Annotated in this window: 10 protein-coding genes; 8 read left to right on the top strand and 2 right to left on the bottom strand. The window is 66.6% G+C overall.

Annotated elements, in window-relative coordinates:
* The coding region (locus tag Aple_RS52680) for a DUF4352 domain-containing protein (RefSeq protein ID WP_170322077.1) at positions 1–451 on the top strand (451 nt) is incomplete at its 5' end.
* On the opposite strand, the gene Aple_RS51290 is transcribed toward Aple_RS52680, so the two are convergent.
* Both Aple_RS51290 and Aple_RS51285 read right to left on the bottom strand, forming a co-directional pair.
* Positions 441–884: a protein-tyrosine phosphatase family protein gene (locus tag Aple_RS51290; protein WP_155352095.1), complete on the bottom strand. Its 444-nt coding sequence runs from the start codon at positions 882–884 to the stop codon at positions 441–443. The genes Aple_RS52680 and Aple_RS51290 overlap by 11 nt on opposite strands.
* A 120-nt stretch (positions 885–1,004) precedes the next feature.
* Complete coding sequence (locus tag Aple_RS51285) at positions 1,005–1,478, bottom strand: Lrp/AsnC family transcriptional regulator (RefSeq protein ID WP_155352094.1); 474 nt, start codon at positions 1,476–1,478, stop codon at positions 1,005–1,007.
* 263 nt (positions 1,479–1,741) lie between these two features.
* Between Aple_RS51285 and Aple_RS51280 the strand changes: the two genes are divergently transcribed.
* The 7 genes from Aple_RS51280 (at position 1,742) to Aple_RS51255 (ending at position 8,487) form a co-directional block, all read left to right on the top strand.
* Positions 1,742–2,569 (top strand): polysaccharide deacetylase family protein, encoded by an 828-nt coding sequence (locus tag Aple_RS51280; protein ID WP_155352093.1) that lies wholly within the window; start codon positions 1,742–1,744, stop codon positions 2,567–2,569.
* A complete protein-coding gene (locus Aple_RS51275; protein WP_218038952.1) occupies positions 2,566–3,639 on the top strand; it encodes a C45 family autoproteolytic acyltransferase/hydrolase in 1,074 nt (357 codons plus the stop codon). The genes Aple_RS51280 and Aple_RS51275 overlap by 4 nt, the downstream gene beginning before the upstream one ends.
* A gap of 70 nt (positions 3,640–3,709) precedes the next feature.
* Positions 3,710–4,135: a VOC family protein gene (locus tag Aple_RS54075; RefSeq protein WP_218038951.1), complete on the top strand. Its 426-nt coding sequence runs from the start codon at positions 3,710–3,712 to the stop codon at positions 4,133–4,135.
* 1 nt (position 4,136) lies between these two features.
* Positions 4,137–4,874: an SDR family NAD(P)-dependent oxidoreductase gene (locus Aple_RS51270; RefSeq protein WP_155352092.1), complete on the top strand. Its 738-nt coding sequence runs from the start codon at positions 4,137–4,139 to the stop codon at positions 4,872–4,874.
* 19 nt (positions 4,875–4,893) lie between these two features.
* Entirely contained in the window at positions 4,894–5,925 is a 1,032-nt protein-coding gene (locus Aple_RS51265) for a Rieske 2Fe-2S domain-containing protein (protein WP_218038950.1), read from the top strand.
* A gap of 36 nt (positions 5,926–5,961) precedes the next feature.
* Positions 5,962–6,921, top strand: coding sequence for a PDR/VanB family oxidoreductase (locus Aple_RS51260; RefSeq protein ID WP_246265662.1), 960 nt, complete (start codon positions 5,962–5,964; stop codon positions 6,919–6,921).
* 93 nt (positions 6,922–7,014) lie between these two features.
* Positions 7,015–8,487, top strand: a complete 1,473-nt coding sequence (locus Aple_RS51255; RefSeq protein ID WP_155352091.1) for an APC family permease — start codon at positions 7,015–7,017, stop codon at positions 8,485–8,487.
* Positions 8,488–9,576 lie beyond the last annotated feature (1,089 nt).

The following is a 9,576-nucleotide window of genomic DNA, read 5'->3' as shown; positions in this document are numbered from 1 at the left end:
GGCCATCGCGGTCGCCCTGGCCCTCATCGCGACCGCCGCGATCATCACCACGGTCCTGTCCCGGTCGAACGACCAGGTTGTCACCTCCGACGGCGTGACCACCGCCCCCATTGGTGAATGGGTTCAGATCGAGGAATTCCGCATCCAGATCCCCAATCCCCCCAAGTGCGGCGCCCCCACCTACAAGGACACCGAATCCACCGTCGGCCACTTCTGCCTGATCGGATGGTTCCTCCAGAACGAAGGCCCCGATTCCGCTGTCGAAGCCAGCCCGGTCACTCTTGTCGACGACGACGGCCTGGAATACGGCGCCACCGACCTCTCCGACGCCGCCCCCACCTCGCTACCTTCCGGCGGAACCGCAGTAGGCACCCTCGTCTTCGACATCCCCACCAACCGCACCCCCGCCGCGGTCCTGTTCGAAAACGGCACCGTCAAGATCACCTTTTAGGAAACCGCTCCACCCACCGCCGCTGCCAGGGCATCTCCACTGCCCGCGGATGATAGTTCGCCCTGGCCCACGCCACCGCGTCCCCAGCCGGCACCCCAGCCAGAATCGCAAGACACGCGATCACGCTCCCCGTCCGCCCGACCCCTCCGCCACAGGCGACCTCGACGTTCCGCCCCGCCCGCGCGAATTCGTACAAGGCCTGGATTTCACGAACAGCCCGCTCGCCATCCCGAGGCACCCAGAAGTCAGGCCACTCAATCCACTCCCGAGACCACCCAAGCGAACGATCATGGCGTCGCCGCAACCGCTCCGACCCCAGATAAAGCCCATGATCAGGGGAGACCCCCTCCGGCGCGGGCCGCCTGAGCCCACGCCCACGAACCCACACCTGCGAGGGAAGACATATCGCGCCCACCAATCGCGTGTCCGTCATCCGCCCATCCTGGCGCATAAGCGTGGTTCTCCCACCCACTCACTGGCAGGAACTTGGCCGGAGTACGGCCCCGCCAGCGACCTGAGGAGCCCTTAACGGAAGGCGCACCGCGGGAAGGCGCTACGACTCCGCCGCCTCGCCGTTGGGTAGCACGTACCTCAGCTTATGCACCTCGACGATCAGCATCGTCTCGGCGTCGACGACACCTTCGATGACCCGTATCTTACGACTGACGATCTCCCACAGCTGCTTCTGGTCTCGGACCAGGACCTCAGCCAGGATGTCGGCGCGCCCCATCACGGTGGACACGTACGACACCTCAGGATGCCGGCTCAGCGCCTCGACGATGGCCTCGTGCCGTGACGGCTCGACGCGCATGACGACGAGCGCGAGCTGGTAGGGGCTTTGTACGCGGGCTGGGTCGGTGAAGGCGACGATGCGCAGCAGCCCGCTTTCCTGCATGCGGCGAACCCGGGCGCGGATCGTCGCCTCGCTCACGCCCAGGGCGCGGCCGATCTCGCGGAAGGGACGGCGACCGTCCTCCTCCAGCGCCCGGATGACGGACCAGTCCAGGGAATCCAAGGCATCGGTCACTTACCGAATGCTAGTGGCCGCGAGCGAGGGCGTCCGACCTCCGCCGACGCCCGAGAAGCCAGGGGTGCCGGTTACGACGGTGTGACCACGTGTTTCCTTGACGAAAATCGTTCCCGAACGGGCCTTGCGTCACGCTTTGCGTGGACTTAGAGTTCCAAAATCACGCAATGCGAGATAGATCCACTTCCCATCGATGGTTTGCGTGGTCAGCGTCCAGCGCTGGCCGCGTACGCCGCCTCAACGCAGGTCCGGGAGGACTGCCGATGGATCTCCAGGAGTTCTCGTGGCCGGAAGGCCACGCCGTCGCCGTGTCTCTCACCTTCGACCTCGACGCCGAAGCCGGCTGGCTGGGAGAAGGGGAGCAGTACGCGCGGCGTCTCACCACCCTGTCCGAAGGACGATACGGAGCCGTACGCGCGACGCCGCGAATCCTGGCCATGCTCGCCCGGCATAACATCCGCGCCACGTTCTTCGTGCCAGGCACCACCGCGCACCGTCACCCAGGCGCGATCGAGTCCATCCTTGCGGCCGGTCACGAAATCGCCCACCATGGCCACCTGCACCTGAGAAGCGACAAGGTCACCGCAGAGGAACAGCGAGCGGAGATCGAGCTCGGGCTGGAAGCTCTGGCCAAGGCCGGGGCTCCCGTGCCGACCGGCTATCGGTCCTCATCGTGGGAGTTGACACCGGAGACCTTCCGGCTTCTCGTGGAGTACGGGTTCGACTACGACTCCAGTTGCATGGGCGACGACCGCCCGTACTTCGAGACGTTCGAGGGGCAGCAGCTCCTCGAACTACCGGTGCACTGGTCCCTGGACGACTGGCCGAGATTCGGCTGGAACATCGATACCGGCGGCAACGTGGGCGCCCCGGCGGAGCTCTTCTCCTCGTGGTCCGACGAGTACAGCCTCGCCCGTCGGGAGCGGGGGCACGTCACCTACACCATGCACCCCGAGGTGATCGGGCGCGGGCAGCGCTTCATCCACCTAGAACGGCTAGTGGAGCACTTGATGGAGCAGCCCGGAACCTGGTTCGCGCCGCTCGCCGACGTCGCCCGGCATGCGCGCCCGATCCTGGACGCCGGAAGATGACCGTGCGGAGTTTCACCTCTGCGGTCGCCGAGCCGTACGATCGAGGCCAGGAGTTCGGGCGGGTGCACGCCGAGCGAATCGCCGAAACCGTGGCACGGTATGCCCAGGTTTTCCGGGCTCTGGCGGGCCGGCCCGTGCGGCTCGAGGACCATGGGTCCACGGCGTTGGCCCGGATCGACGGCTGGGCTCCCGCACTCGGTTCGGAGATCCGTGGCATAGCTGAGGGATCCGGGGTGCCCGCGGAGTTGATCGCCGCTGTCAACGCCCGCACCGAGATCCTGGCTGCGGAGAGCGCACCGGTCCGGGGCGAGTGTTCCACGGTGGTGGCGCTCGGGCGCGACCAGGAGACCGAGCCGCTGGCAGCACAGAACTGGGACTGGTTCGGCGCACTGGCCGACTGCTGGTTGGTCTGGACGATTCCACACCCGGACGGCCGCGTGACCTGCACCCTGACGGAGTACGGCATCGTCGGCAAAATCGGCTGCAACGATCGCGGCGTCGGGGTGCTCTTCAACATCCTCCACCACCAACGGGACGGGGGGCCGATCGGTGTGCCCGTCCACGTGGTGGCCCGGCAGGCGCTGGATACCGCGACCAACGTGGCCGAAGCCCTGTTGACCTTGGGTACGGCCAGTCTCTCCGCCTCAACCACGATGACCGTGGTGGGTGGCGTGGCAGCGGGCAAGACGGCGGTCAGCGCGGAACTCTACCCGGACGGCATCGGCCACGTGCTGCCCTCCACCGACGGGTTACTCATCCATACGAATCACTTTCTGTCGGAGCCCGCCCGGTTCGGGGACACCGAACCGCGGTCGGCTCCGGACACGATCGTCCGTTACGAAGTGCTCCGGCGCGCTCTGAACTCGCGGGTCGACAGCCTGGACGAAAAGGAGATCGGCGCCGCGCTCTCCAGCCACGTCGGTGGAACCGGCGCGGTCTGCTGCCATCCCGATCCCGCCAGGCCGGCTGACCTGCAGTACGCCACACTCGCGACCGCGTGGCTGGACCTGGCCGCCGGGCGGGTGCATGCCACGGTGGGCGGACCGTGCGCCGCCGCCTCGACGGCGTGACCGCCCGACGACGCCGGCTCCCGACCTTCAACTACCCCAGGTCCCCGAACATCCGATTTGGAGTGACGTAATGGTGCATCTCAAGCGCATCGACAACGCCGACATCCTCACCCACGACGTTCCACGATTGGTGGACTTCTACCACGGAACGCTGGGTCTGCCGTTCTTTCTGCCCTACGTGGCCGAAGAAGGCTGGGCGGCGTTCGACACCGGAAACCTGACCCTCTACATCTTCCACAGCGCCACCGGAGAGTACGCTCCCCGGCGCACGCCGGTCAACCCTGAGAACCCGCCAGGCCTGGACTCGTTCGCCTTCCATGTCGACGACCTCGACGAGGCTGTACGGGACCTCGACGGCAAGGTGGAATGGGCGGCCGACAAGCAGATCGAATGGACCCATCCCTCGGGGGTCTGGTACCGCTACCGGCCGTTCTACGACCCGGACGGCAACATGCTTTACGTTACCGAGCCGCACACGGGACGCTCCGGTGAGTGACATGAGCGGACGGACAGCAGTCGTCACCGGTGCCGCCCGCGGCATGGGCCGGACGCACTGCCTCGCCCTGGCGGCCCGCGGAGTCGCGATCGCGATGGTCGACCTGGACGAGGCCGAGCTGGGCCAGGCGGTGCAGGAAGTCGTCAAGGCAGGCGGCACGGCACGGCCGTACGCGGTCGACATCACCTCGGGCGCCGCGGCAGCAGACCTCGTCACCCGGGTCGCCGCGGACTTCGGCGGGATCGACGTGCTGGTGCACAACGCCGGGCTGCTGTTCTCGCTGACCGGCCTCGCCGACACCGACGACCAGGACTTCAGGCGGCTGCTGGATGTCAACGTCCACGCGCCGCTGGCGCTGACCCGGGCGGCCCTGCCGTACCTGCGTAGCAGCTCCCATGCACGGGTGATCTTCATCTCGTCGCAGTGGGGACAGGTCCCCGCGGGGCACAGCTACGGCTACATGGTCTCCAAGGCGGCCCAGCTCGGGTTGATGAAGACGATGGCGACGGAGTTCGCACCGGAAGGAATCCTCGTCAACGCGATCGCGCCCGGTGCGATCCGCACCCGGATGGTGCCCGACGACCGGTACGAGGAAGAGTGTCGGCTGATCCCCATCGGCCGGATCGGCGAGCCCCAGGAGATCTCCGCGGTGGTCGCCTTCCTCGCCTCGGACGAGGCCTCCTTCGTCACAGGCCAGACCATTCCCGTCAACGGCGGCGCGCTAGTCGTCGGGATCTAGTTCTGCGGAGGAGAACCCCATGACCATGATGAGCTCAGACACCCTGCCGCTGCGGGCCAAGGCCGAGGACGCCATGCGGCGCTCCTGGTTCCCCGTCGCACGCTCGGTCGACCTGACGTCCCCCCATCAGGCGACGCTGCTCGGCGAGCGGCTCAGCGTGTACCGGACGGCGAGCGGTCGGCCGGTCGTACACCAGCGGCGCTGCCCGCACCGGGGCGGCGACCTGTCGGCAGGCGTCGTGCACGGCGAGGACATCGCCTGCCCATACCACGGTTGGCGCTTCTCCGCCGACGGGCGGTGTACGACAGTCCCATCGCTGGCGGACCAGTCGAAGATCCCACCGAAGTGCCACATCAAGACATATCCAGCGGTGGAGCGGTACGGCCATGTCTGGACTGTTCTAGGGGAGCCGATCTGCGAGCTGTACGACCTGGAGGAATGGCGCGAGCTCGACCTCGAGTGGCTCGCCGCCGAGCCACTGCATCAGACCACCGGCGTCGCCGTCGCAATCGAGAACTTCCGCGACGTGGCTCACTTCCCCTTCGTCCACCAGGTGTCCATGGGTACCACTCCAGAGGTGGTCGAGCCGCTTCAGGTCCGCCGCGAGGGGCTGGACGTGTGGATGGACCGCCCGTTGCCGGCCGTCGCCGGAGACTGGGCGAGTCAGGGAGACGCCGTGATGCGCTACCACTGCGTGGCACCGGGCCTCGCATCGATCACGTTCAATTCCCCGACGCTGGGCAGGCGAGTGGTCGCGGGCTTCCCGTCGCCGGTTGCCTATGACGAGGTACGGATCTTCTGGGGTGTCGCCGCCGAGCCCGGCTTCCGTGGCGACAGCCTGGAGAAGAGTCTCGCCCTGGAGGAGGCCGTCTACCTGGAGGACCTGCCCATCGCGGCAGGGCTGGAACCCCGGGAGATCCCGTGGGACGGCGAATACCAGGAGTTCTCCGCTCCCGCCGACCTGTTCACGCTCAACTACCGCCGGTCGTTCCGGGAGCTGATGTCCCGGGTCGACCGGGTGTCCGTGGCAGCCAACGGTGAACCGCGCTAAAGGGGACCGCCCGTCCGGCGAGGACGGGGCGCCGGCATGACCGGCGCGGACCCCATGCGCCTGCTGGTGAGCGGAGTGCGGCCGGAGGCCGAGCGGGTGATCTCCCTCTTGCTGGAGGATCCGCATGGCGACGACCTACCCGCTTGGGAGCCGGGAGCGCATGTGGACGTGACCCTCCCATCCGGCCGGATACGCCAGTACTCGCTGTGCGGCGAGCCGTCAGACCGTCGCCGCTACCGGATCGCCGTCCTCGACGTGTCCGACGGCCGTGGCGGCTCCCGTGAGATACACGATTCCGTCCGTACGCGGGACGTGCTCGAGATCCGGGGGCCCCGCAACCACTTCCGGCTGATGGAGGCCACCTCCTACCTCCTCGTGGCCGGAGGTATCGGTATCACCCCCATCCTCCCCATGGCTCGTGAGCTGGCGAGGCGGCAAGCCGACTGGCGGCTCGTGTACTGTGGCCGTGGTCTCACGAGCATGGCCTTCCTCGAGGAACTAGGCGAGCTGGACACCCGGCATCCGAGCCGGATCATGCTGGTCCCTGAAGATCGGGACGGGCGCCCCGATCTGGCGGCGGAACTGCGTCGGCACGACGCCGGGGCGGTGTACTGCTGCGGGCCGGTCGGGTTGCTGGCGGCGGCCGAGACGGCCACGGCGAGCACCAGACCCGACGCCGCCTTCGTGTCGGAGCGGTTCACCGGCGCCGGCTCCGGTTCGGCGGCGGACGACCCGGGATTCGAGGTGTACTGCGCCCGCTCGGACGTCCGCCTGCACGTTCCAGCGGACCGGAGCGTTCTCGACTGCCTGCGCGAGGCCGGACTCCCCGTGCTGTCCTCCTGCGAGCAGGGCATCTGCGGGACCTGTGAGCTCTCCGTGCTCAACGGTGATCCCGATCACCGCGACTCTCTCCTCAACGACGAGGACTACGCGGGAGGCGCCTTTCTGGCCTGCGTCTCGCGCAGCCGCAGCGCCGTCCTGACCCTCGACATCTAGCCGGGACGACCGCGTCCCGGTCGCCCCCCAAGGTCAGTTCAAGACCTCCCGGGGCCGTGTTCACCACGGTCACCAAGCACCATGGAGACCCCCATGTCAGATAGCCAGCAACCCGGAGACCACCAGTACGAGAAGACGCTCCGTTGGTGGGACGGTTTCACGATCAGCCTTTCCATCCCGGCGGCGCTGTTCATCAGCATGGGATACGCCATCGGCGCGATCGGCGCGCTGCCTGCCATCATCCTGTCCGGCGCCGTCGCCGTCTTCGCGCTGCTCCAGAACATCATCTACTCGGAGATGGCGAGCATGTTCCCCGACAAGGTCGGAGGCATCGCCATGTACGCGAACCAGGGGTGGAAAAGCCGCTTCACCCTGGTCGGCCCGATCGCGGCGTACGGGTACTGGTTCGCTTGGTCGAGCGCACTAGCGATCTACGGGTTGCAGATCGGCTCGCTCGTTCAGGCGCAGTGGTTCCCCGACCAGACCTGGACGGTTTCCACCGGCACGGTCGACGTCGGCTTGCCGCACCTCATCGCGGTCGGAGTCCTGCTGGCCGGCTGGGCGCTGAACGTGCTCGGCATCCGGCCCGCAATGTGGATCATGTACCTGACCGGTGTGCTGGTTCTCATCCCCATCGTGCTGTTCTCGGCCGCCCCGCTGCTAGGTAAAGGCTGGGACGTGAGCCAGATCACCTCCGACTGGTCCGGCGGCGGCTTCCCGATCTGGCAGGTCATTATCGCTTGGGCGTTCATCCAGGCATGGGCCGTCTACGGGATCGAGGCGGTGGCCACGTTCGTGCCGGAGTTCCGCGACACCATAAGGGACAGCAAGATCGCGCTGCGGCTCGCGGGGGTCTTCGCGGTGGCCGTGTACGTGCTCGTGCCCCTCGGCGTCGGCGGCATCGTCGACAAGGCCTCGGTGGCCAAGGACCCGGTGGCATTCTACGTCTCCGCCTTCGAACATCTGCTCGGTGGAGCGGGGTGGTTCATGACCGTCTGCATCATCGCCGGCCTGGTGTTGCTCATGGTCATGACCACCGCCGACGGCGGGCGGGTGCTGCACGGCAGTGCCATTGACGGGCTCACCGTCCGGCAGATCGGGAAGGTCAACAGGTTCCGGGTTCCCGGCCGGGCGATGTCCCTGGACCTGGTGGTCAACGTCATCCTGATTCTGTTCGTGGGGAGCACGCTCGCCGTCATCATCGCGGGCATCATCGGCATCATCTTCTGCCACGTGCTCGCCCTGTCCGGCTATGTGCTCCTCCGGCGGGACGGCGTCGCCCCCAATCGCGGGATCAAGCTCTCACCCCGCTGGACAGTCGTCGCCGCGGTTCTCGCGTTGATCAACGTCGCCATACTGATCATCGGTGTCCTCAAGGCGGACATCACCGGGTACGGCTCCACGCGCGAGCTCATCATCGGCGTTGGCGTGCTGTCGCTCTCGGTGGTGCTCTACGTCTACCGCCGCGTGGTGCAGGACAAACTGCCGTTCGTCCTGCGCGCGCTGTCCGCGCCTTCAGAAACAGTCACGGAGCCCGAACCGTCCTCCCAGAAACCGGTGGCATGACCCGCATTCGCCGTCTCCTGATTTATTCGGGTGTGAAACGGTACGCAACCCGATAGCGTTGGTAGTGCTTCAGGTGCGAAAGTTCCGGTTCCTTCTTCCAAAATCGACCCGGCGCTGTCTCTGATCTCTGAAGCCCTGACAACTGAATCGAAACTTCCCCGGTGCGCAGGCAGCGGATACTTCGGGAACGATAGGTCGCAGGTTCGAATCCTGCCCACCTGACCGGTTTTACCGGGTGGTAGCTCAGTTCGGAAGAGCGATCGTATAGGCCCGCCGTCGACTTCGATCTCGGGGAAGAAGCTTTTGCACGGCACCGCCCGGTGCGACGACAGCAGCTACTTCGAGGTTCGAATCCCCGTGTTCCCACCCGTGGGGACATCGCCCGGTTGGCGGGCAAACTGCAGTCATCCTGATCTCGGGCGAGCAACACCGTGATATGCGCCTCCCCGGTGCGCCGCAGGACGGATACTTCTTTGGTAGAAACCGGAAATTTCACTTTCCGGTGTGTGGATTCGATCTCCACTATGCCGTCGGCACTTTCGATCTCGGGGAGGCAAAGCTTCAGAACGTGCCCGGTGCGCAGACGAGGGCTACTTCCACTGCTAATGGGGTCGTTACTGGTTCGAATCCAGTCGGAGCTTCGGGCTTCGTAGCTCAATTGGTAGAGCGCCTACGTACCTTCGTCGACTTCGATCTCGGGCACCCGGCGGTGGGTTGATCGCACCGCCACCTGCCGCTACCGATGGCGATCAAGCGACGTCCCCGAACCCGGCCGTACCCCACTCCGGAGCCGTATCCTTGCACCGCCCACGCGCTGATGAAAGGTTACGCGTTATCCTTTCATGGCGCTGGGGTTGCTGAAAGGATAAGTGCGGCGGCTGCCTCTCGTGCAGGCCGCATTGGCGTACGCGCAGCTTCGAGACCGTATGCGCAATGGCCGGGTCGGTCGTGCGCTCACCCACACGATTCTCGCCCGGTGGGGGCTGACCCGGAGCGCGATCCTTCCGATAAGTCTGGTGCTGCTCACGCACGCCTGTTAAGCGACGTTGCCGCCAGGGAGGCGGTAGATGGGGGCCTCTAGTTGGGGGG

Source organism: Acrocarpospora pleiomorpha, from assembly GCF_009687885.1.
Taxonomy (GTDB): domain Bacteria; phylum Actinomycetota; class Actinomycetes; order Streptosporangiales; family Streptosporangiaceae; genus Acrocarpospora; species Acrocarpospora pleiomorpha.
Note: the sequence above shows the minus strand (reverse complement) of the source record. Positions and strands in the feature narration are given on the sequence as shown.

Excerpts from the sequence above, each read along its gene's own strand:
- Aple_RS51260 (WP_246265662.1), top strand. The coding sequence starts at position 5,962 with ATGACCGGCGCGGACCCCATGCGCCTGCTGGTGAGCGGAGTGCGGCCG.
- Aple_RS51275 (WP_218038952.1), top strand. The coding sequence starts at position 2,566 with ATGACCGTGCGGAGTTTCACCTCTGCGGTCGCCGAGCCGTACGATCGA.
- Aple_RS54075 (WP_218038951.1), top strand. The coding sequence starts at position 3,710 with ATGGTGCATCTCAAGCGCATCGACAACGCCGACATCCTCACCCACGAC.
- Aple_RS51290 (WP_155352095.1), bottom strand. The coding sequence starts at position 884 with ATGACGGACACGCGATTGGTGGGCGCGATATGTCTTCCCTCGCAGGTG.
- Aple_RS51280 (WP_155352093.1), top strand. The coding sequence starts at position 1,742 with ATGGATCTCCAGGAGTTCTCGTGGCCGGAAGGCCACGCCGTCGCCGTG.
- Aple_RS51265 (WP_218038950.1), top strand. The coding sequence starts at position 4,894 with ATGACCATGATGAGCTCAGACACCCTGCCGCTGCGGGCCAAGGCCGAG.
- Aple_RS51270 (WP_155352092.1), top strand. The coding sequence starts at position 4,137 with ATGAGCGGACGGACAGCAGTCGTCACCGGTGCCGCCCGCGGCATGGGC.
- Aple_RS51255 (WP_155352091.1), top strand. The coding sequence starts at position 7,015 with ATGTCAGATAGCCAGCAACCCGGAGACCACCAGTACGAGAAGACGCTC.